This is a genomic window from Bradyrhizobium jicamae, assembly GCF_001440395.1.
GTDB lineage: Bacteria > Pseudomonadota > Alphaproteobacteria > Rhizobiales > Xanthobacteraceae > Bradyrhizobium > Bradyrhizobium jicamae.
Window position 1 is genome coordinate 1 of the sequence record NZ_LLXZ01000027.1, and the last position, 21955, is coordinate 21955.

Consider the following 21955-nt stretch of genomic DNA (forward strand, 5'->3'; position numbering starts at 1 on the left):
TACTCGTCGCTTCGCTCCTCACCGAGCCACCCTACGGGTGTCTCGGCCCTTCGGGTGACGATCGCTATCGCAAACGCTCGCAAACGGTCGGGGCTTCGCAAGTCATCTGCCAAGTCGCGGCGGCACTTTCGCAATGAATCGGCCGCCAGCCGACGTATTCGGGTGAGCGCTATTAGCGGATCCACCGCAATGACCCGAACTGCAATTTGTCGCAAATCGCCGCGAGTACCGAGAGTCTGTTGGCTTGGAAGTTGGGCCCTGGGAACCAGCGAAACGAACGAAGCGGGAGAGCAAGATAAAAGCACTGTCGCTTCGCCGTGCTTAGGTCCTTGTCTGCACATCCAAGAATTGGCGACATCGCCGGGCGCGATGTCGCCAATTGCGGCTTAAGGCAATGCAGTCGTTCGTTGATCGCGTCTGCGGCTTGGCAGTCGCACGCCGGCTTCACATATCCGCGGTCTTCCTGAAGGGGACCTCGCGTCATGCACGGCGTCGACGACGATGAATTCGAAGTGAAGCTTGGCCGGATCGGCAACCGCAAAGCCAGGAAAGCAACCAGCTATCTCCGGCGCGTCCGACAGGCTGCTGAGAAAGCCGGCAGCGGTTCACATCGTGCGTCGAGCTTCTCGGGCGGCCGGATCGGCCGCGGACACGCGAAAGGGGCGGTGCTGGCCGGACGTGCGAGAGCTAAAGGCCTGCGTCGGGTGGTGATCAAGGCGCGCATCGTGCGGATCAAGGCGGGCGATCCCGGCGCCATGCGGGCGCATCTGCGCTACGTGCAACGCGACGGCGTCACGCGGGACGGTGAGCCGGGCGAGCTCTATGACGCAAGCAATGACCGCGCCGACGGCAAGGCCTTCACGGAACGAAGTGCGGACGATCGCCACCAATTCCGCTTCATCGTAGCACCTGAGGATAGCGCGGAACTCTCTGATCTAAAGCCTTACATCCGCGATCTGATGCGGCAGATGGAAAGTGACCTGGGCACCAAGCTCGATTGGGTCGCGGCGGACCATTTCAACACGGGCCATCCGCACAGCCACATCGTCTTGCGCGGCAAGGACGGTGAAGGCCATGACCTCGTGATCGCCCGCGACTATATCGCCCACGGCTTACGGGCACGCGCCGCGGATCTGATCACCCGGGAGCTTGGCCCAGAAACCGAGGTCGAAGCCACGCGCAAGCTCCAGCAGGAGATCACCGCCGAGCGATTTACGCGTCTTGACCGGGCAATCCTGCGCGACGCGCCGGATGGTGCTCTGGAGCTCGGTGCGCAGCCCGCAAAAGGTTCCATTTGGCATGCTGCACGAATGGGACGGCTGCGAACGCTGGAGCGGATGGGATTGGCGGAGGAGGCCGGACCCCGCCATTGGCGGATCGACGCCAGGTTCGAGACAAAGCTCAGACGCATGGGCGAGCGCGGCGACATGATCAAGACCATGCACCGCGAGCTCGCCGCAGCGGGAGTTTCGCGGGCGCCCGGCGTCTACACGATCTTCGACCCCGGCACGGGCGGTCGGCGCCTGGTCGGACGCGTCGTCGGAGAGGGGTTCTCGGATGAGCTGAGGGAGCGGCGTTATGTCGTGCTCGATGGCATCGATGGGCGGACGCATTACGCCGAGATCGGCAGTCTCTCGGCTCGCGATGAGCCGCCCGTCCGGAATACCATCGTGGAGCTGAGATCGCTTACTGCGGAACCGCGCGAGATCGATCGGGCCATCGCAACGATCGCCGCCGCCCATCATGGACGCTACAGCGAGCACCTGCACCATGAGTTCGACCGGCAGGCTTCGGGTGAATTCATCGCGTCCCATGTGCGGCGGCTGGAAGCGATGCGGCAGGAAGGGATGGTGAGCCGGCTCGCCGACGGTCGTTGGACGGTGGGCGAAGACTATCTTGACCGGGCGCTGGAGTATGAAAGCCGCCAGCGCTCCCGTAATCCGGTGCGGCTTGCGGTGCTGTCATGGCAAAGGCTCGAGGACCTACCACCGGCGGTGGGCGCGACCTGGCTCGATCGCCAACTCGTCGCCAAGGCGCCCGAGGCGCTTGGGCGGAGCGGAATGGGTGCGGAAGTCGAGGCGGCGATGCGGGCGAGGCGGCAATGGTTGATGGAGCAGGGGCTCGCTCGCGAACAGGAAGGAAAGGTGCGCTATGCGCGGGACTTGTTGCGGACGCTCGAGGCTCGCGAGCTCAGCCTTACGGCTGCGGATATTTCTGCGCGAACCGGGCTTGAACATCTCGACGTCCAGACCGGCGACCGTCTCACGGGCGTCTATCGGCGCATGCTGACGCTGAACAGCGGTCGCTTTGCCGTGATCGAGCGGTCCCGCGACTTCGCGCTGGTACCCTGGCGTCCGGTTCTGGAGCGGGCGCGCGGGCAGTTGGTTGCCGGGAGCGTGGGCGGAGAAGCGATATCCTGGTCGATCGGGATCAAGCGCGATCTTGGACGCTGACCACGCGCTTCGTACAACAACAATCTTGACTATCCTTTCTCTATCTTACGATCAGTATCTTCGCGCGCCCCGCCGTCCCAATCCGGTCACTGAGCCAGGTCTCATAACCCCACAGCCCGACTACCGGCTTGTTCAAGTAAACGAACAATTCGCCATCCCGCTTGGGTGTCAGGACTTCAGCGAGGGTCTCGGACTTATCGGAGACAGCGAAGTCCTTTTCGTCTGGAAGTAGACTGTCACTCTGCCTTGGCGGCGCGCGGTCGAGAAAGTCCTCTTCATTGCCCATCGAGCCGATTCGGAGGACGATGTTGCCCCACGGGCGGTCGAAGCTCCTGCGAAATGGGAACAACAGCGTCATTGCGACGGACTTCCATCCGGACAGGTGTGAGACCGGCTGACCTCCCATGTAGGATTCTTCGCCAAAGAACGTCCATTTACCCGAAGGCGGATCGGTCTCGACCTCGGGAAGCCGCTTGAAAACGACGCGATATCGAACACCCGGTCTCCAGGAAGACACCGGTCGACACACAAAGATTGTTTGGCTTGTTGGCGGCGCCGTCAGACGTATCGAAGGCCAGCTCGGCCTGCTGCTTTCCACCGACATTCTTGAAACCATTATGCCTGGTATTGAGGCCTTGGGTTTCCGGACAAAAGCTCCCAAAAGAGTCGCGGATCGAGAACAGGTAATGGCTGCCGAACGCGAGCGCCAGGTACAGCATGCCGAGCGCAGACGCCGCCGGCGCGAAGTAGTATTTGAATCCTCGCAGGATGGTTTGGTAGATCGGCGATTGTCTAAGTTTTCGGACGGCGATATCCGGCAAGAAGTAGAAGGTGAGGAACGCAATCAGAACGCCGCGGACGGGCTCCGCCGTATAGGCGAGCAGGATATCATTCCATATGCCGGGCAGCATCAGCCATCCGAACCCCTTCACGCTGCCGAGCAACGGGTAGAACAACACATAGGCAATGGCACCCACAAACAGGATGCTCTGGAGCGGTGAGGCAACCCACGGCGCCTTTGGGTCGGCCGGCGTGTTCGTCGCCGGTAGATAGTCACTCCACAATAGCCTCATCCGGTCATTGATCGAACGCCCAAGACGGACGCCGATCCAGATCAGGAAGGCGACGAGACCGGCCCAGAGCAGGAACCATGCCGGGTCCCTGGCATAGGCGTCGATCCAGCGAGAGGCGAGTCCCGGAAGGATCGCGCCGATCAGACGAATGGTGTCAGAAACAATTCGAAGCGGCGTTCGAAGCTCCTGAAAGGCATAGCTGTCTCGAAGTAGCGGATAGAGCAGAAGGTAACCCGTCACGAAAACGGTCAAGAAATAGATCGCTCGCTTCCGCCAGACAATGTCCCAGATTGCTTCCTGGGCGGCGTGCCGGGCGCTCGCCTGTTCGCCCTCCGCGATCGCCTTCGTGTTGGGCTGAATGGTAGAGATGACATTCGAAATTGTTGGTCCTGTTTCCGAGTATGTGACGGCGGCGTCTGTTGATTGGACAACCTCGTAGTCTTTTGGGAATCCGACCGGCGCATAAAAATGCGCACCCATCCTTATTCGGCCAAAGACTGCGTCATGGATCTTGGGCAAGCGCCGCGGTGGGATTTGCCGTCCTTGTCAACCGTGATCGGCATCGCCTCATAGAAATCGGCTATTTTTCGTGGGCTGTATCGATAGTAACCGCCAAGTCCGCTTCTGGAATCGTACAGCCGTCCATCCTTGTCCTTTGCCGAATCCGTGCTCAATAACGCATCGGGCTCATCGTCCGGCATGTCCTTGAAAACAAGACCGGCTTCCTTCGCCTCAGCCATCATCCAGGCAAGCGAGACGTTGGCGAGCGAATCGTCGGGGTATCCGCCACCGACATTCGAATGCACACCGGCAAACCATACCTGCAGTAGCTGCTCGCCGTTGGTCGAGCGGCTCGCACCGCTCGGCTCGGTGTTGGTCTCGTCCTCGTTCCACAGAACCGGATGGAACGTCGCGCGCTCATCGTCGATCGCCAGCGCGTGCCGCGCCTTGACGATCTTCTTGTTGAACTCCGTGTTTGGCAGTTCCAGCGGCCAGATCCATTCGCTGACGCCGCGCGTCATCTCGTCGATCGGCAGGCCATAGGCGGCAACCGTGTCCCACACGCCGACAAATTCGATACTGTCGATCGGCCGCTCACAGGACGTGTAGAATAGCTTGTCCAGCCAGAAGCGCGCGAGCCGAAATGGGTACTGCAAATTCCAGGCCGGGTACTTGTCGTGGCGGTAGGCGCGATAGGCGGCACGTGCCTTATTGTCGAGATCGGATTCATTGGCGAACTTGACGAGCCCCTGGTTCAGAACAAGGCCGACGACGATACGAATTGTGAAGGCGCCGCGGCTAAAGCCGAAGGCATAGATCTTGTCGCCGGGCTGGTAATTGCGGCAAAGGAATTTATAGAGCGTCAGTACGTTGCGTTTCAGGCCGTAGCCGAACGCACCGCCCAGGATGGCGAGTGGTTTGAAAGATGACGTCCCGACGCCATCGTCGTAAATGGCGATCTGGTTCGACCCCTTCAGCTCCAGCGCCTGAAATACCCGCCAAACATTTGTACGCCAGACCTTGCCTGCGGAGTTGCCGGTGCCGTCCGAAAGCAGAATGATCTTTTTTGCCATTGCTGTCCTCCAAACGGACTGTTTGCAATTGATTGTCTAGACCGCGGTGTATCGGCTCAAATCGGCATTCCAAAGGGGATGACGAGCGAAAGAACGTTCAGCGCGCCGAGGACGGCGACTTGGCAAATCGCCGCCTTCACGGATCTAATCTTGATTGTGGTGAAGGTACTTAGCAGTCGGAAGGACTTCGCGCTAAGCGGAACGAACGATTTAAAAATGGCTGCAATGACGGTGTTTTCTGCAATATCGGAGGCCATGTAGCACATCGGAAGGATCCACCAGATCCAGCTTGGCAGGCTCGACAGCAATTCCAATCGCTCCGCCAGCGGGACCGACGCAAATCCAAGGAAGAGCCCGAGGCAAATCAGGAAAAGAATGTCGAGCGGGAACAGCAGCACCGGAAAGACGTAGCCGCTGATCGCTCCCGATTGCGTTTTGTCGGCGAGCCAGCGTGCGAGGGAAGCCTGACTGAGTGCCTCGTCCTGCGAGGGAATGTACTTCAGATGCTCGAGAAAGCGCGCCGCGACGTCCTTGCCATATCGCGGTGCAACGAAAAACTTGAGTGCGAGATTAAGTGCGAGCGTCAGCGCGAACAGAATAACGATCTTGGCCATTGCGTTCCCGGCTCAAAGCGGCGTCCTGATCAAAATGATCTGGTCTCAACGCAGCATCGGGCGTCGCAATCTGGCTCGCCCTTGCGGATGCGTTCAGATTCTAAATGTTCTGATACTGCACGCTGTCAGGTTGTTTGGCTATACTAATGCACGCTTGATGCAGAAATGCCTGTGGGTATGTCTGCGTTCGGCAACAGCCTCGTTGCTGAAGGTGTCCTTGATCGGCGGCAGCGACCGCCGCCCGTGGCGCTGAAGCGTCGGGTGCGTTGACGATCGCCTGTTGCGTGCAGTGGATCGCGGGTAAGGGCGCCATCAAGCCGAGGCAAGGGAGTAGCTCGTGCTTCTTCCGCCTCCCTGATCTTTGGTCAGGATATCTTGATCAACAAGGCCCTGGATGTCGCGCAGCGCTGTATCGGGCGAGCACTTTTCGATCGTTGCCCACCTGCTCGAGGTTACCTTCCCCTCGAAACCGTCAAGCAGACGGTTCAGCATATCGCGCTGCCGATCATTGATGCTGGCAGAGGCGTGCCGTTTCCAGAACTCCGCCTTCTCAAGCACAGCTGCGAGAATAGTTTCAGCTCCACTGAAGGCGCGGTCGAGACAATCCAAGAACCACTCAAGCCACGGTGTGACGTTAAGGTCGCCCTTCTGGGTGCTCCCCAGCATGTCGTAGTAGGTCTTTCGTTCTGCGCGTATCTGGGCCGACATGCTGTAGAAGCGTTGCGGAATTCCTTCTGACCGGGCGAGCGACATGTCGGCGATGGCGCGCGCGATACGTAGATTGCCGTCCTCGAAGGGATGGATTGTCACGAACCAAAGATGTGCGATGGCGGCCTGGATGATCGGATCGATCTTCTCTTCGGCGTTGTACCAATCGAGAAATGCGGTCATTTCAGCATCCAGCTTTTCGGCGGCCGGTGCCTCGTAGTGCACGCGCTCCCGACCATAGTCGCCAGAGACGACCTTCATTGGTCCTGCCGAAGCGTCGCGCCAGGCTCCCACAGCGATCTTCTTCATGTTGCTGCGGCCCGTCGGAAAGAGCGACGCATGCCAGCCGAAGAGTCTCTCTGCCGTGAGCTCGGCTTTGAACTTCTGAGTGGCGTCGAGCATCATCTCGACAATGCCTTCGACGTTGCGATCCGCTGACGGCAAGGCGCCCGCGTCCATACCAAGGCGGCGCGCAAGCGATGAGCGCACCGCATCCTTGTCGAGTTTTTCTCCCTCGATTTCGCTCGACTTGAGAACTTCCTCGGTCAAGGTAGTCAGGACGGCCTCCTCCTGCTGCGGGAAGCCCAGCGCCTGCATCCGGCCTATGAGCTGTCCTTGGCGCAGGCGGACGGTCGCGAGTAGTTTCGCGAGAGCATCGGTATCCCAGAAAAAGTGAGGCCAATCAGGTAGGTGGTGAATATATTCTGGCATTCTCCGCACTCCTTGCGGAGAATATGGCGGATTTCCTTCACATTCGCAAGGCTATTTCCCGCATATTATGCGGAGAATAGACCCGACTATCCCCGCATCAGCGGAATTGCAGTATCGGGGTAGTTCGACCGGCCCAGACTTGCTCTGACGCTCCCCAATTCGGCCCCTGTCGCCTGACTTCCCTTGGCGGATCATTTGCCGGCGCCTTGACGGCAGAGAGACCGCAAGCGTCCGCGACTGGGATGGCTAAGCGGGTCGTTCGTTCGCGCGCAGCTATACTCGTTTCGCAAAACGAGTGGAACGCGCGCTCTTCCGCACGATCGGTCGATCCGACCAATCGAAGACGAATGCTCAAACCGGGTTCGTTCGATTCGCTCTCTCACTTCGGGACAGGCTTGCGCGCTGAGTAATCGAAACCGGATTGGATGATTGATCCAATTTGATCATGCCGTTCACGTTCTATTGAGGCGCTTCCTCAACTGCGTTGAAATTGGCGCACCGACGATCTCTCATCGATCAGTTTGATAGGGGCGGATCTCGTTGTCGCCGACGATTTTTATTCCGGTTGAATGCTCGGCGCACTCCCGCTTTTCATCTCGCCGCACTCTGAGTGGGGCGGAAAATGTTTCCGGCAAAAATCTACGTCGGTCAGATCACTGTCGTCTTCGGCATCGTCATCGCGTCAACGTGGGGAGCGACGCAATGGACCGCGGCGGCTCTCGGCTTTCAGGCGCGGCTTGGCGAACCCTGGTTTTTGATTGCAGATCATCCAGTCTATCTGCCCTGGCGATTGTTCGAATGGTGGTACGCCTACGAGGCCTACGCGCCCGAGATCTTTGAAACCGGCGGTGTTATTGCGGGGGCCGGCGGTATCGTGGGCGCACTGTTCGCCGTACTCAATTCGGTGTGGCGGGCGCGGCAAAATCAGCTCGTAACGACTTACGGCTCGGCACGCTGGGCCACGCCAAAGGAGATCAAGCAAGCCGGCCTGTTCGCGCCAAAAGGCGTGTTTCTTGGGCGGTTTGAAAACAACTACCTGCGTCATGATGGACCGGAGCACGTCATGTGCTTTGCCCCGACACGCTCCGGCAAGGGCGTTGGGCTTGTGCTGCCGACGCTATTGTCCTGGACTTCGTCGGCGGTGGTGCATGACATCAAAGGTGAGAACTGGGAGCTAACCTCTGGCTGGCGCGCAAGTTTCTCGCATTGCTTGTTGTTCAACCCGACCGACTCGAGAAGTGCCCGCTACAATCCGTTGCTTGAGGTCCGAAAGGGCGCAGCCGAAGTGCGCGATGTCCAGAACATCGCCGACATCCTGGTCGACCCTGAAGGAGCGCTGGAACGCCGCACCCATTGGGAAAAGACCAGTCATTCCCTGCTGGTCGGCGTCATCCTTCATGTTCTTTATGCGGAAGAGCAGAAGACGCTCACACGTGTGACCGAGATCCTGGCCGATCCGGCGCAGTCCTTTGAAAAGATGCTGCGGATCATGATGGCCACAAACCATCTCGGAACCGACGCCGAGCCGAAGGTCCATCCCGTGGTCGCCGCGACCGCGCGCGAGCTCCTCAACAAGTCCGAAAATGAACGATCGGGCGTCCTGTCGACGGCTGTGAGCTTTCTCGGGCTCTACCGCGATCCGATTGTCAGTCGGAATACCGAAGGCTGCGATTGGCGCATTGCCGATCTGGTCGGTGCCGAAAAGCCGGTCACGCTGTACCTGGTCGTACCACCCTCGGACATCAGCCGCACCAAGCCCTTGATCCGGCTGATCCTCAACCAGATCGGCCGCCGCTTGACCGAATCCTTGAACACGAAAGCAGGCGAGGCCAAGCAGCGCCAGCTTTTGTTGATGCTGGACGAATTTCCGGCGCTCGGTCGGCTCGATTTCTTTGAAAGCGCGCTCGCCTTTATGGCCGGCTATGGTATCCGTGCTTATCTGATCGCCCAGTCGCTCAATCAGATCGCCAAGGCCTACGGCGAGAACAACGCGATCTTGGACAATTGCCATGTCCGCATCGCCTTTGCCGCAAACGATGAGCGCACCGCAAAGCGAATTTCGGATGCGCTAGGCGCCGCAACCGAGTTGAGAGCCCAGCGGAACTACGCCGGTCACCGGCTCGCGCCCTGGCTCGGTCACGTCATGGTCAGTCGCCAGGAGACCGCGCGGCCGTTGCTCACGCCGGGAGAGGTGATGCAGTTGCCGCCCGACCAGGCCATCGTGCTGGTTTCGGGTCTTGCGCCGGTTCGGGCCAATAAGCTCCGCCACTATGAGGACGCTAATTTTGTAGGGCGCCTGCGTTCGCCGCCACAGCTCGCCACGGACGAGTATCGCGACCGTCCGGCGGCACGTCCAAACGCCTGGGCCAGCCAGATCCGCACTCTCGATCTTCGGCTGGCGACCCTGCCGTACCGCGACCTCATGCAGAACGGCGCCGAGGAGGGCGGCCTCAAGCAGCAGCTGCCGCTGTTCGAAGAGACAAGTCCTCTTACAGAGGCGGCGAGGTTCACCGAGGAGCGCCTGCTCGACGATGACGCAGACGTAGCCGCGGATCGCAACCAGATGCAGCGGGCGGCCGACGCCTCGAGCACCATCCGCAGCGCCCATGCCGTGACCCGCGACGACGACGATCTCCTTCCTGCGTTCTGACGGGAATTCTCGAATGAAACCCAAACTCTCGGCCTATGTTTCTGACAGCGTAGCAGAGCGACTTGAGTTAGCCGCCAGGCGACCCGGAACCAACAAATCGGCGATCGTCGAAGCGGCGCTCGATCGCTTCCTCAATCCCGAGCGCGACGCCAGTGGCGATGCCGCGTTGATCCGCCGGCTCGACCGTATGAGCCGGCAGCTCGATCGGTCCGATCGCGATCTCTCGATCATGGCTGAAACCATTGCTCTGTTTGTCCGCTACTACCTGACCATCACGCCACCTCTGCCTTCGCCCGATCAGGATGCGGCACGCGCGCTCGGGCGCGAGCGGTTCGAGATGTTCGTGGTCCAGGTCGGCAAGCGCGTCGCGTCGGGCGGCCGGCTGGTTGCCGACGTTATGGAGCAGGTCTCAATCTCAAATCCGGACCTCTTCATGCGGCATATCGAGGAGGGAGCACCGCTCGCCGCCGGTAAGGAAAGCTCCTCAACTGGATCCCGCTCGCAGCATGCGACGGGCGAGCAGCCGGGGCTGTCTCCGGCAGGGCGGGAGGAGGTCGGCCATGTCTGATCTTCTCTCGCCCGAAACCCGCGATCGGCGCCGCGGAATGTTGCGGACCGCGATGGGACCGGCGATCGCGCTGGCCCTGGAAGAGGCCGACGTCGTCGAGGTGATGGTCAATCCGGACGGCAGGCTCTGGCTCGACCGACATGGCTCCGGTCGCGCGGACACCGGCGTGGTGCTGACGCCACAGGAGTCTGAGCGGATCATCCGCCTGGTCGCAAGCCATGTCCGCGCCGAGGCGAGCGGGTCATTCCCGATCATCTCGGCCGAGCTCCCCGAAACCGGCGAGAGGTTCGAAGGCGTCCTGCCGCCGGTCTCGCTCGCGCCGTGCTTTGCCATCCGCAAACCTGCAACGACCACCTTCCGCCTCTCTGACTACGTCAAGGCGCAGATAGCTTCACCCGTGATGGCCAAGGTGCTCACAGCCGCGGTTACAGAAGGCCGTAGCGTTCTGGTTGCGGGCGGCACGGGATCGGGCAAGACGACGCTTGCCAATGCGCTTCTGGCAGAGATCGCGCGCCTTGATGAGCGCATCGTTATCATCGAGGACACGCGCGAGCTGCGTTGCGAGGCCAAGGATGCCGTGATGCTCCGCACCAAGCCCGGCGTGGCAAGCCTTGCCGATCTCGTGCGCTCCACGCTCCGCTTGCGTCCTGACCGCATCATTGTCGGCGAGGTGAGAGGAGCCGAAGCCCTCGACCTGCTGAAGGCCTGGAATACAGGCCACCCCGGCGGGATCGCCACGGTTCACGCCAATTCGGCGCGCGCGGCGCTCTACCGGATTGAGCAACTGATCCAGGAAGCCGTTACCACGGTGCCGCGCCGGCTCATTGCCGAGGCGATTGACCTTATCGTCTTCATCAAGGGGCGAGGACCCGCGCGGCGGATCGAGGCGGTCGCCGAGCTCAAGGGCCTCGATCCCGCTGGCGACTACCTTCTGGAAACCCCAGCCGGCCTCCCAAATACCAGCCATCGTCCCTGACCTCACGGAGAGTTCGACATGCATGTTTTGCTGCGTTCAAGGTCGTGTTTCTTGATTCTCCGAGATCACAAACGTCTCCTCACGGGGGTCGGAGCGGCAGTCGGTTGCGTGCTTTTGACCGCGACGGCGGCGCACGCGGCCGGCTCGGGCATGCCGTGGGAAGCTCCGCTGCAGCGTATCCTGGAATCCGTGCAGGGGCCGGTCGCCAAGATTGTCGCCGTCATCATCATCACGGTGACCGGCATTTCGCTTGCCTTCGGCGACACCTCCGGCGGATTTCGCAAGATGGTCCAGGTCGTGTTCGGCCTTTCGATTGCGTTTGCGGCGAGCTCCTTCTTCCTTTCGTTTTTCTCGTTCGGCGGTGGAGCGCTGATCTGATGCGTCCCGATGGTTTCGAACTTGCGCTCCACCGCTCGTTGACCGAGCCCATCCTGATCGGTGGCGCGCCGCGCGCCGCTGCCATTCTGATCGGCACCTTGTCGGCCGTGCTGGCGCTCGGCTTGCGGCTTTGGCTCGCAGGTCTCGTGCTCTGGATCGTCGGTCACGGCATAGCGGTCTGGCTTGCCAAGCGCGATCCCGCCTTTGTCGAGGTCGCCGTCCGCCACACCAAACATAAGGGCTGGCTTGCATGCTGAACTTGAGAGAATTCCGCAGCCATGCCTATCGCCTGGCCGATTGGTTGCCCTGGGCGTGCCTCGTCGCCCCGGGCGTCGTTCTGAACAAGGACGGCAGTTTTCAGCGTACCATCCGCTACCGGGGACCTGATCTCGACAGCGCGACCGAGGCCGAGCTGATAAGCGTGGTGTCGCGGGTCAACAACGTTCTGAAGCGCTTTGGCTCGGGCTGGGCGCTGTTCTTTGACGCCACGCGGACCGAGGCCTCGGAATATCCGCGCTCACAATTTCCCGACGCGGTGTCCTGGCTAGTCGACGAGGAGCGGCGGGCGGCCTTTGAGAGCACCTCTGATGCTTCGTGGGACGACCCCTCACGTCCGCGCGGGCAGCATTTTGAAAGTGTGCTGCACCTTACCTTGATGTATCTGCCACCCGCTGAACGCGTGTCGCGGCTAGAGGGGTTGTTTCTGGAGCGTCCGCAGGAGAAGCAGGCAGCGGGACGGGGACGGCCTCGGCAACGTGCTGATATAGGCTGGCAAGAGGATGGGACGCGAAACGACGGTGTTTCTGAGACTGCTGTAGAGGTTGAACGGTCTCAGCTGGCGCGCGAGCACAGCTATTGGGATCACCTTGAGCGCTTTGGCCAGGAAACGGACCGGGCGATCGATCTTTTTTCCTCCGTCCTACCCGAGATCTGGCCACTCAGCGATGAGGAGACGCTGACATATCTCCACAGCTGTGTCTCGACTAAGCGACACCCGGTCGTCGTTCCCAAGATTCCGGCCTATCTCGATTGCTTTCTGAGCGACGAGCCGTTGACCGGTGGATTGTCGCCCGCAATCGGCCGCAGCCATCTGCGTGCGCTGACCGTCCTTGGCTTCCCGTCGGTTACCTATCCGGGCTTGCTTGACGAATTGAACCGGCTTGGGATTGCCTATCGCTGGGCGACCCGGTTTCTGCCGCTCGACCGCACGCAGGCTCATGCGACCCTGTCGCGGTACCGCCGCCAATGGTTCGCCAAGCGCAAATCCCTGGCAGCAATCGTGAAGGAGGTCATGTTCAACGAGCAGGCGGCGCTTATCGACACGGACGCCAGCAACAAGGCGATCGACGCGGACGCCGCACTGACCGAACTTGGCGATGACCTCGTGGCGTTCGGTTACGTCACGACGACCGTCACAGTCGCGGATGAGGACGCGCGCGCCGCTGACGACAAGATCCGGCTCGTCGAACGTGTGATCAATAGCCGCGGCTTCACCACGATCCGGGAAAGCGTCAATGCAGTCGAGGCATGGCTTGGCGGGCTGCCGGGACAGGCTTACGCGAATATTCGCCAGCCCATCGTTCACACGCTCAATCTGGCCCATATGTGTCCGCTGTCGGCAGTGTGGGCAGGGCCGGAACGCTGTGAGCACCTCGACGGTCCGCCGCTTCTGATCGCCAAAACTAAGGGCGCGACCCCGTTCCGCCTCTCACTACATGCCGGAGATGTTGGGCATACCATCGTCGTGGGGCCAACGGGCGCCGGCAAGTCGGTGCTGCTCTCGATGCTCGCGCTGCAGTTCCGCCGCTACCCGAATGCCCAGCTGATTACGTTCGACAAGGGGCGCTCCGCCCGTGCCACAACGCTCGCTCTGTCCGGGGCCTGGTACGAACTCGGCGCCAAGGGCGGCATCGCATTTCAGCCGCTCAAGGATGTCGCGGAGGAGGGAGCACGGCTTTGGGCACTCGACTGGCTCTGCGGCGTGCTTGCTCATGAGCGCGTTACCGTGACGCCCGAAGTGAAGGAAGCGGTCTGGTCGGCGCTCAAGAGCCTCGGTACGGCCCCTATCTCCCAGCGCACGATGACCGGGCTCGTAGCGTTGCTTTCGCGCGATGCGCTGCGCCAGGCGCTCCAGCCTTATACCCTCGAAGGACCTTACGGCCGTTTCCTCGATGCGGACGCCGATCGTCTCTCGAACGCCGACGTTCTGACCTTCGAGATGGAGGAACTGATGGCGCTGCCAGGCTTGGTCGCGCCCGTTCTCACCTATCTCTTCCACACCCTGCAAGCGCGCTTTGATGGCCGCCCGACCTTGCTCGTGCTCGATGAAGCCTGGGTCTTCCTGGACGACCCGTTGTTTGCCAGCCGAATTCGCGAATGGCTAAAGACGCTGCGCAAGAAGAATGTCGCGGTGATCTTCGCGACCCAATCGCTTGCCGATATCGCCGATAGCCAGATAGCGCCCGCCATCATCGAGTCCTGTCCGACGCGAATATTCCTGCCGAATCCGCGTGCCCTTGAGCCGACGCAGACCGAAACCTATCGGCGCTTCGGCTTGAACGAAACACAGGTGGGATTGATCGCCGAAGCCTATCCCAAGCGTGACTATTACCTGCAATCTCGCGCAGGCAACCGCTTGTTCGAGCTCGGCCTCGGGCCGGTCGCGCTTGCGCTCGTCGGAGCATCCTTGCCCGAAGACCAGCGCAGCATCGAAGCGGTCTTAGCCCGGTCAGGCCCTCATCATTTTGCCGAGCGCTACCTCGCTGAACGAAATCTGCACTGGGCCGCGAACTTGATCAGCTCCTTCGAACAGGCTCACAAGGCCTGACTTCAACCTCAACCTCGGAGTATCTCGTGCTCAAAGACATCTGCCGCCTATGCTCTCGCACAACCTTAGGGGCATGGGTAACCATTGCTCTATCTCTCATAATCGCCGTGAACGGATCGCGACGGCTTGGCGCGCAGGTCATTGTGTTCGATCCATCAAACTACAGCCAGAACCTGCTGACGGCTGCCCGAGCGCTTGAACAAATCAATAACCAGATCAGAGGCCTCGAAAATCAAGCCCAGTCACTTCTCAATCAGGCCAAGCACTTAACACGCCTCCCCACCAGTGTCGTCGGCGAGCTCACGTCGACCATCAGTCAGATGAACAGCCTCATTGCGCAAGCGAAGGGCATCTCATTTGACGTTCAGAGGACGCAGCAGGATTTCGCGCGGTTCTATCGTCACCAGTATGGGGCGGCCACCTCATCCGACAAAATGGTGCAGGACGCGACCGCGCGCTGGGACAACAGCTACGAGGGGCTGAAGCAGACGCTGACAGTCCAGTCGGCCATCGTCAGCACCCTGGGCAAGGACGGCCAAACGCTTCGTACCTTGATGGCAAACTCGTCGGGTGCGGTCGGCTCGCTGCAGGTCCAGCAGTCGGGCAACGAATTGCTCGCCCTCCAGGTCAAGCAATCGCTGCAGACGCAGGCGCTGCTCGCAACCCAGGCACGCGCTGACACGTTAAGAGCGGCCGAGCAGCAGGCTGCCGTTGCGGCCGCCCGGGAGCGCTTCATCCGCTTCATCGGCGATGGCCACGCCTACGCCGGCCGTAAATAGGAGAGGGCACCATGGCTGATCTCTCTGTCATCGACCGCTTCACCGAGACCTTCTCGAGGTACATTGACTCGGGCTTTGGCCTTCTGTCAGGCGAGGTCTCCTTCTTAAGTTCGACACTCGTCGTCATCGATCTCACGCTTGCCGGGCTTGCCTGGAGCGTTCGGGCCGACGATCAGATCCTGGTGACGCTTGCGAAGAAGGTGCTCTATGTGGGCGCGTTCGCCTTCATCATTGGCAACTTCAAAAGCCTCGCCGATATCATCTTCGGCTCGTTCTCGAGCATTGGTCTGAAGGCGTCGGGCGGCACCCTTAGTGCCGCCGACCTGACCCGACCGGGATTCGTCGCTTCCGCGGGATTTACCGCCGCGCATCCGCTTCTGGAGGAGACGAGCCAGTTCTCCGGCTTCGATGTGCTGACTAATCTGCCGACGATCCTGATCCTTCTGTTTTGTTGGATCCTGATCGTGCTCGCGTTCTTTGTGCTCTCGGTGCAGCTCTTCGTCACCCTGATCGAGTTCAAGCTGACCACGCTTGCGAGCTTCATTCTGGTGCCGTTCGCGCTTTGGGGCAAAACCGCGTTTCTAGCCGAGAAGACGCTCGGCAACGTCGTCGCCTCCGGCGTGAAGGTAATGGTGCTGGCCATCATCATCGGCATCGGTTCGACCATCTTTGGCCAGTTGGCGAGCACCTTGACGCGGCCAATCGACATTGCATCGGCCATGAGCCTTCTGCTTGCGGCGCTTTCCCTGTTTGGACTTGGAATCTTCGGTCCCGGCATTGCCGCAGGGCTTGTTTCGGGGGCGCCTCAGCTGGGCGCTGGTGCTGCCGCCGGAACCGTGGCGGGCGCAGCCGCCGTTGCAATTGGGGGAGGGACAGCCGCGATAGGCGGACTCCGAGCATTAGCAAGTGGATCAGGAACGGCGGTTCGTTCGGCGGCGTCGCTGGCAGGAGCTGCATCAACGTCCGGCGGCACGACGCGCGGTTCCGCCATCGATCAACTGTCGAGTCCAGGCGGTGGTCGGGCGGCGAATGGAGCAGAAGCGGGGGGCTCCGCCAAGCCCGCACCAATGGCAGGACGGCAGCGAGCAAGTGAAGCTGCGCGGGTTATCGCCCATACCCTGAAAGAGGGTGACAAGGGTGGACATTCGTCGGGTCCGAAGCTTGGGGAGGACTGAAACATGGCCAGCCACCCCTTTCAACGCGTGTCCGTTCGATACGGTGAAACGCCAGAACCCGTGACGCCCTATCAGAAGGCAGCCCGAATCTGGGACGAGCGGTTAGGCTCCGCGCGGGTTCAGGCGAGCAACTGGCGGCTTGCGGCGCTGGCTGCGACCGCTTTGTCCGGCATTCTCGGTTTGACGCTCCTCGTCCTGATCGGCCGCTCGGGCGTCGTTCCTTACGTGGTCGAAGTCGACCGGCTTGGTGAGGTGCGCGCCGTCGGTCCCGCGCTCGAAGCCTATCAGCCTTCAGATGCGCAGATTGCGCATTTTCTGGCGCGGTTCATCGAAAACGTCCGCTCCTTGTCGATCGATCCGGTAGTCGTTCGAACCAACTGGCTGCGCGCCTACGATTTCGTCACCGACCGCGGTGCGTTAGCCTTGAACGAGTATGCACGTGAAGCCGATCCGTTCGCGAAGATCGGCTCCAAGACGGTCACCGCCGAGGTGACCTCGGTGGTGCGTGCGTCAAGCGACAGTTTTGAGATCCGCTGGAAGGAAAACACCTACGAGAACGGGTCAGTCGCCAAGACCGAGCGTTTCACTGGGCTTGTGACCACAGTTCTCAAGCCGCCGGGAGATGCCGAGACGCTGCGCAAGAATCCGCTCGGCCTCTACGTCCATTCCCTCAACTGGTCGCGCGACCTCATCGGAGACGCCAAATGAATTCTGCCGCCCCCACCAAACTTGCGTCGGCCAGCGCACTCGTCCTGTCGCTCCTGGTCGGTGGATGCGCCACCAAGCTCAATCTCGAAGCGCCCTATGACGAGATGACGTTTGAACAGGCACTTCCCGAATTGGATCCGCCAAAGCCGGTCCAGGTTGTCGAAACGCCAAAGATTTTGCCGCTGCCCGGCCAATTGAAGCCTTATCCGAAAGGCGCGAAGGAAGAAAAGCTCCCGCCGGAGCAGGCGATCGCGAAGGCCAACAAGGCGGCGCGGATAGAGCCGACACGCGCAGGCTACATCAATGCGATTCAAGTCTACCCGTGGACGGAGGGAGCCCTCTATCGGCTCTATGCAAGCCCAGAGAAAGTCGCAACCATCGCGCTTCAGGCAGGCGAGGAACTGATCGACGTCTCGACGGGAGATACGGTCCGTTGGGTTGTTGGAGATACCGCAAGCGGGCAGGGTAGCTCCCGGCGGGTGCACATCCTGGTCAAACCAACGCTGCCGGACATCCAGACCAACCTGGTGGTCTTGACGGATCGGCGCACCTACCACCTGGAGCTTGTCTCGACCAAGCAGACCTACATGGCCTCGATCTCCTGGACCTACCCGACGGATACGCTGATTGCGCTTCATAGGCAAAATGCCGTCGCTGCGGCTAACGAGGAGCGAGTGGCCGACCGCGGGGTGCGGCTCGACAGCTTGAATTTTCGTTACCGCATCGAAGGCGACGACCCGCCATGGCGGCCGCTACGCGCCTTCGATGATGGCCGCAAGGTCTTTATCCAGATGCCGTCAGGCCTGTCCCAAGGCGAAGCACCGCCATTGTTTGTTGCAGGCGCGGACGGGCGCCCAAATCTCGTGAACTATCGCGTCCGCGGTTCGTACTACATCGTCGACCGGCTGTTTAGCGCTGCCGAACTCCGCCTTGGCGAAAACCCACAGCGTATCGTCCGGATCATTCGCGTCGATGCGCGGCCGGTGTCGCAGGCCATTGGCTCCGGGAGCGCCTCATGACGAGTGCACCAAATCGGGACTCACCGGAACCGTTGGAGTTGCGGGGACGGCCGCGGCCAATTCGGCGCCTCAACAGGCGCGCCCTCATGATCGGCTGCGCCCTCGCGGCACTGTTCATTGCGGGTGCAACGATTATTGCACTTCGACCGCTAGCGTTCAGGCAAGCCGATCGGTCAGAACTCTACAACACCGACCGCAAGCAAACGGCCGAGGGTCTGAACAAGCTTCCAAGGTCTTATGACGACCTAGCCCCCGCAACGCCCCGCCTGGGGCCGCCTTCGCCAGGCGACATTGGCCGAGCCTTCGCCGAGAATGAAAAGAAGGCCGGCACAGCGGCAGCAGATTCGGGCTTCCGCACCAATCCGGAAGAGGACGCCGAAAGAGCCGAACGCATCCGCCAGGCGCGCATCGCGCAACAGGCCAAGGAGTCCGGTTTGTTCTTCCGGCTTTCGGAGAAGCAGGACAAGCGAAAGCAGGCGGTGACTGCCGAGGTGGCCGCCAGCCAACCGTTCTCATTCCGAGCGCCGGCGGCCGATCAGGGACCGCCGGCTGCAGAGCTGGCGCAGGCAGCGCGGATGATGATCGACCGTTCCAACGAAATCATCCCCTCGTCGCAGGCGCGAAAGCTCGCGTTTTTGGGCGCGAAAGGTGACACCGATACCACCAATCCTCACGCGCTGAAGGCGGCACCTTCCAAATATGCGGTGATGGCAGGATCGATCATTCCAGCGAGCCTTGTTACGGGATTGAATTCGGATCTGCCCGGCGCCACGATCGGTCAGGTCACCGAACACGTTTATGACACGGTAACGGGCGAGCATCTGCTGATCCCACAGGGGACGCGGCTCGTTGGCAAATACGATAGCGTCGTGGCGTTCGGTCAGAAGCGGGCTTTGGTCGTCTGGACAAGGCTCATCCTGCCGAACGGAAACTCGATCGTGATCGAGAACCTTCCGGCTACCGACGTCGCAGGTTACGCCGGGCTCGAGGACGAGGTTGATTTCCATACCTGGCAGATGCTCAAGGGCGTGGCTCTTGCGACTCTGATTGGGGTGGGCACCCAATTATCGATCGGCAATGACGAGAGTGATCTCGTGAAGGCTCTGCGGGAAAGCACGCAGCAAACGACCAATCGTGCCGGCCAGCGCCTGGTAGAGCGCGAGCTCGACGTGCAGCCGACCATCACGGTGCGACCGGGATGGCCGGTTCGCGTGATTGTTGCGAAGGACTTGGTGCTGAAGCCATACGAGGACGTTCAAACGATGGCGAAGGGCAGGTGACGGATGAAGCTTGCAAAGCTACCTGATCGAACGCCGGTCAAGATGAATGTCGTGCTGGCGCCGAACCTTACGAAGCGGCTGCGTGAATACGCCGATTTCTATGCCGAGACTTATGGAAGCCGCGAGGAGGTCGCGGACCTAATACCATTTATGCTTGAGGCATTTCTTGACAGTGACGCAGATTTTCGGAAGGGCAGCAAGAAGAGACACGAATCGACGGGGTCTCGTCTTAATCCACTACTCTGAGCCTATTTTGCCGTACCTTCAATGAGGCGGATCGTGCGCTCTACCGCTTGAACGGATTTCTGAAGGCGTCCGAGCAATGTCCTGAGCTCCGTTTCCGTCGCCTCTTCCTTGTGTAGGTTATTGTTGCTTACGAACGCGTCTACCAAGTGGTCAACGGAGACGCTCGTCTTTGCCGAAAAGCAATCGCATGCAGATCCTGTGACGGCGGAGGCAATTTCTCCGTCGCTCAACAAGGTGATTTCCACAGAAGCGTTCTCGAGAACCGCGCGTTCGATCACTTGGGCTGGAATTTCGATCGAGGCTACCACTTGTCCTGTCGACACGTCACGATAGCCAACGTTCGCAGTGATTTGGTCGCATTTGGCAAAGGCGCCAAAGGCGGAAGCAACGGGTTCTGCTGGCATAGCTCTAAAACTTCCATCCGTGATCGTCAGACTAGTCGCTTTATGACTCATAGTCTATGGGCTGATAGCGCTGTTTGTCTCGATTTTCCTGCATGCGTTTGCAGGACCGAGTCGGCCTAAATATTCAGGAGTTGCGCCGAGCACAGAAACTCAGCCAGGAGGAGCTCGCCGATAGGTCCAAGATCCATCAGACCTATCTAAGTGGCGTTGAAACGGGCAAGAGAAATCCCTCTCTCTTAGTACTTGAGCGGGTAGCTCGCGCTTTAGATGTCGACCCTGAGGAGCTAGTTCGTCGTAGACGACGATGAAGCGGCCCAGCCGCCGACTCTTAATTTGCGGTTCCAGGTCCAAGCCCCGGTGCTCCATCAAAACTCAACGAAAATCAATTACTTACTAAACGAAGCGAGACGGCTCCCACGTGCTTTTTACGGCGTCGCTCATACCAGCACGACGCCGTCTAGCTCGCAGCACGGATAGGCTCGGACACCGTTGGGGAGCTTGTCCTTGCCGAGATAGGGAACGTGGAGGCACCGGCCAGATGAATGGTAGCTCCAGCCGTGATAGCAACAATGCAAATGGCAATCCCTGACGACGCCCTTCGACAGTAGGACCTGACGATGGGCACAGCGATCTTCCAGCGCGAACAGATCGCCGGTGTCGGTGCGAACGATGACGATGGGGTTGCCTGGAAACGAGGAGGCGAATGCACGTTCGCGCTTCACCTCGTGCAACCAGGCCACGGGATACCGATGATCGGGGTGTGAGCCGATCGTTCGCAGGTTGGCCGGCACCGGACTTGCGTCGATGCCGGTCGGGTTCGTTACTGGATTCATGAAGCGGACACCCCCGATGTACCGAGGTGGATGGCGAGGATCTCCTCGGGAGTCTCGCGGACCTCGATCGTTTGCGCACCGCTGCCGATGAACTCCAGGATCGTTTTGTCGCAGTCGCGCCACATCCCGCCGACCAGCGAGAAATTGATGTGATGGGGCTTGCCGCTGTCGAAGCGGGTGCATTTGATCCAGAAGCGCATCGGCAGTCCGTGCAGGAACCGGGGGAAGGCTAGGCCAGCATCAAGACGCCTTGCGGAGCTCGCGCGCTGCTGCGACCATGTTGACGAGCGCGGGGCGGACTTCCTCCCATTTGCGCGTCTTCAGGCCGCAATCCGGATTGATCCAGAGCTGGGAGTCCGACAGCCGCTTCCGGGCCAGTGTGATGAGATCCCTCATCTCGTCGATCTCTGGGACGCGCGGTGAGTGGATGTCGTAGACGCCCGGACCGATGCCGTTCGGATATTTGAAACCGGTGAACGCATCGAGCAGTTCCATCTTCGAGCGCGACGTCTCGATCGAGATGACGTCGGCGTCCATCGCCGCAATCGCGTCGATGATGGCGTTGAATTCCGAATAGCACATGTGGGTGTGGATCTGCGTGGCATCGGCAACACCAGTCGAGCAGATGCGGAAGCTTTCCACCGCCCAGTCGAGATAGGTCTTCCACTCGGAGTGACGCAGCGGCAGGCCCTCGCGAAGCGCAGCTTCGTCGATCTGGATCATGGTCGCTCCGGCCCTTTCGAGGTCGGTGACCTCGTCGCGGACTGCGAGCGCGATCTGCCGGCAGGCTTCGCTGCGCGGAATGTCGTCACGCACGAACGACCAGTTCAGGATCGTCACGGGTCCGGTTAGCATTGCCTTCATTGGCCTCTTGGTCAGCGATTGCGAATAGCGCCACCATTCGACCGTCATCGGCTTCGGCCGCGAGACGTCGCCGAACAGGATCGGCGGACGGACGTAGCGCGAGCCGTAGGATTGC

At 60.6% G+C, this 21955-nt stretch carries 22 protein-coding genes and 1 pseudogene; 14 read left to right on the forward strand and 9 right to left on the reverse strand.

Features of this window, described 5'->3' with window-relative positions:
• Nucleotides 1-482: 482 nt before the first annotated feature.
• Complete coding sequence (gene rlxS / locus CQ12_RS04575) at nucleotides 483-2453, forward strand: relaxase/mobilization nuclease RlxS (protein WP_057834175.1); 1971 nt, start codon at nucleotides 483-485, stop codon at nucleotides 2451-2453.
• Between the two features lie 40 nt (nucleotides 2454-2493).
• On the opposite strand, the gene CQ12_RS04580 is transcribed toward rlxS, so the two are convergent.
• From CQ12_RS04580 to CQ12_RS04600, 5 genes are all read right to left on the reverse strand, one after another.
• Entirely contained in the window at nucleotides 2494-2811 is a 318-nt protein-coding gene (locus tag CQ12_RS04580) for a hypothetical protein (protein WP_157088002.1), read from the reverse strand.
• 76 nt (nucleotides 2812-2887) lie between these two features.
• Nucleotides 2888-4006 (reverse strand): hypothetical protein, encoded by a 1119-nt coding sequence (locus CQ12_RS04585; RefSeq protein WP_057834177.1) that lies wholly within the window; start codon nucleotides 4004-4006, stop codon nucleotides 2888-2890.
• Nucleotides 4007-4008: 2 nt separating this feature from the next.
• Nucleotides 4009-5100, reverse strand: coding sequence for a T6SS phospholipase effector Tle1-like catalytic domain-containing protein (locus CQ12_RS04590; RefSeq protein WP_057834178.1), 1092 nt, complete (start codon nucleotides 5098-5100; stop codon nucleotides 4009-4011).
• 56 nt (nucleotides 5101-5156) lie between these two features.
• Nucleotides 5157-5714, reverse strand: a complete 558-nt coding sequence (locus CQ12_RS04595; RefSeq protein ID WP_057834179.1) for a hypothetical protein — start codon at nucleotides 5712-5714, stop codon at nucleotides 5157-5159.
• A 312-nt stretch (nucleotides 5715-6026) separates the two neighbouring features.
• The gene (locus tag CQ12_RS04600; RefSeq protein WP_057834180.1) at nucleotides 6027-7133 is read right to left on the reverse strand and encodes a Fic family protein; all 1107 of its coding nucleotides are present in this window, start codon (nucleotides 7131-7133) and stop codon (nucleotides 6027-6029) included.
• A 622-nt stretch (nucleotides 7134-7755) separates the two neighbouring features.
• Between CQ12_RS04600 and CQ12_RS04605 the strand changes: the two genes are divergently transcribed.
• The 12 genes from CQ12_RS04605 (at nucleotide 7756) to CQ12_RS04660 (ending at nucleotide 19739) form a co-directional block, all read left to right on the forward strand.
• Nucleotides 7756-9783, forward strand: a complete 2028-nt coding sequence (locus CQ12_RS04605) for a conjugal transfer protein TraG (protein WP_057834181.1) — start codon at nucleotides 7756-7758, stop codon at nucleotides 9781-9783.
• A gap of 13 nt (nucleotides 9784-9796) precedes the next feature.
• Entirely contained in the window at nucleotides 9797-10351 is a 555-nt protein-coding gene (locus tag CQ12_RS04610) for a ribbon-helix-helix protein, CopG family (RefSeq protein WP_057834182.1), read from the forward strand.
• Entirely contained in the window at nucleotides 10344-11327 is a 984-nt protein-coding gene (gene trbB / locus CQ12_RS04615; RefSeq protein ID WP_057834183.1) for a P-type conjugative transfer ATPase TrbB, read from the forward strand. The genes CQ12_RS04610 and trbB overlap by 8 nt, the downstream gene beginning before the upstream one ends.
• 18 nt (nucleotides 11328-11345) lie before the next feature.
• Complete coding sequence (locus CQ12_RS04620; protein ID WP_083519126.1) at nucleotides 11346-11705, forward strand: TrbC/VirB2 family type IV secretion system protein; 360 nt, start codon at nucleotides 11346-11348, stop codon at nucleotides 11703-11705.
• The gene (locus CQ12_RS04625) at nucleotides 11705-11962 is read left to right on the forward strand and encodes a VirB3 family type IV secretion system protein (protein WP_057834184.1); all 258 of its coding nucleotides are present in this window, start codon (nucleotides 11705-11707) and stop codon (nucleotides 11960-11962) included. Before CQ12_RS04620 ends, CQ12_RS04625 begins: the two co-directional genes overlap by 1 nt.
• On the forward strand, nucleotides 11956-14532 hold the full coding sequence (gene trbE, locus CQ12_RS04630) for a conjugal transfer protein TrbE (protein ID WP_057834185.1): 2577 nt from the start codon (nucleotides 11956-11958) through the stop codon (nucleotides 14530-14532). Before CQ12_RS04625 ends, trbE begins: the two co-directional genes overlap by 7 nt.
• A 26-nt stretch (nucleotides 14533-14558) precedes the next feature.
• On the forward strand, nucleotides 14559-15311 hold the full coding sequence (gene trbJ, locus CQ12_RS04635; protein ID WP_083519127.1) for a P-type conjugative transfer protein TrbJ: 753 nt from the start codon (nucleotides 14559-14561) through the stop codon (nucleotides 15309-15311).
• 11 nt (nucleotides 15312-15322) lie between these two features.
• Entirely contained in the window at nucleotides 15323-16486 is a 1164-nt protein-coding gene (gene trbL / locus CQ12_RS04640) for a P-type conjugative transfer protein TrbL (RefSeq protein ID WP_057834186.1), read from the forward strand.
• A gap of 3 nt (nucleotides 16487-16489) precedes the next feature.
• Nucleotides 16490-17194: a conjugal transfer protein TrbF gene (gene trbF, locus CQ12_RS04645; protein ID WP_057834187.1), complete on the forward strand. Its 705-nt coding sequence runs from the start codon at nucleotides 16490-16492 to the stop codon at nucleotides 17192-17194.
• The gene (trbG, locus tag CQ12_RS04650; protein ID WP_057834188.1) at nucleotides 17191-18213 is read left to right on the forward strand and encodes a P-type conjugative transfer protein TrbG; all 1023 of its coding nucleotides are present in this window, start codon (nucleotides 17191-17193) and stop codon (nucleotides 18211-18213) included. Before trbF ends, trbG begins: the two co-directional genes overlap by 4 nt.
• A gap of 86 nt (nucleotides 18214-18299) precedes the next feature.
• The gene (locus CQ12_RS04655) at nucleotides 18300-19493 is read left to right on the forward strand and encodes a TraB/TrbI/VirB10 family type IV secretion system protein (protein ID WP_347337410.1); all 1194 of its coding nucleotides are present in this window, start codon (nucleotides 18300-18302) and stop codon (nucleotides 19491-19493) included.
• 3 nt (nucleotides 19494-19496) lie between these two features.
• Nucleotides 19497-19739, forward strand: coding sequence for a DUF2274 domain-containing protein (locus tag CQ12_RS04660; protein WP_057834190.1), 243 nt, complete (start codon nucleotides 19497-19499; stop codon nucleotides 19737-19739).
• 2 nt (nucleotides 19740-19741) lie between these two features.
• On the opposite strand, the gene CQ12_RS04665 is transcribed toward CQ12_RS04660, so the two are convergent.
• Entirely contained in the window at nucleotides 19742-20143 is a 402-nt protein-coding gene (locus tag CQ12_RS04665; RefSeq protein ID WP_057834191.1) for a hypothetical protein, read from the reverse strand.
• A 92-nt stretch (nucleotides 20144-20235) separates the two neighbouring features.
• On the opposite strand from CQ12_RS04665, the gene CQ12_RS41785 reads away from it, so the two are divergent.
• Nucleotides 20236-20451 (forward strand): helix-turn-helix domain-containing protein, encoded by a 216-nt coding sequence (locus CQ12_RS41785; protein WP_083519128.1) that lies wholly within the window; start codon nucleotides 20236-20238, stop codon nucleotides 20449-20451.
• A 129-nt stretch (nucleotides 20452-20580) separates the two neighbouring features.
• Here the strand turns inward: CQ12_RS41785 and CQ12_RS04670 are convergent, their stop codons facing one another.
• From CQ12_RS04670 to CQ12_RS46000, 3 genes and pseudogenes are all read right to left on the reverse strand, one after another.
• Nucleotides 20581-20976 (reverse strand): Rieske 2Fe-2S domain-containing protein, encoded by a 396-nt coding sequence (locus tag CQ12_RS04670; RefSeq protein WP_057834192.1) that lies wholly within the window; start codon nucleotides 20974-20976, stop codon nucleotides 20581-20583.
• Nucleotides 20973-21176, reverse strand: coding sequence for a hypothetical protein (locus CQ12_RS04675; RefSeq protein WP_057834193.1), 204 nt, complete (start codon nucleotides 21174-21176; stop codon nucleotides 20973-20975). Before CQ12_RS04675 ends, CQ12_RS04670 begins: the two co-directional genes overlap by 4 nt.
• 40 nt (nucleotides 21177-21216) lie before the next feature.
• Nucleotides 21217-21955 (reverse strand): annotated as a pseudogene (locus tag CQ12_RS46000) (5-methyltetrahydropteroyltriglutamate--homocysteine S-methyltransferase); the annotation flags it as partial.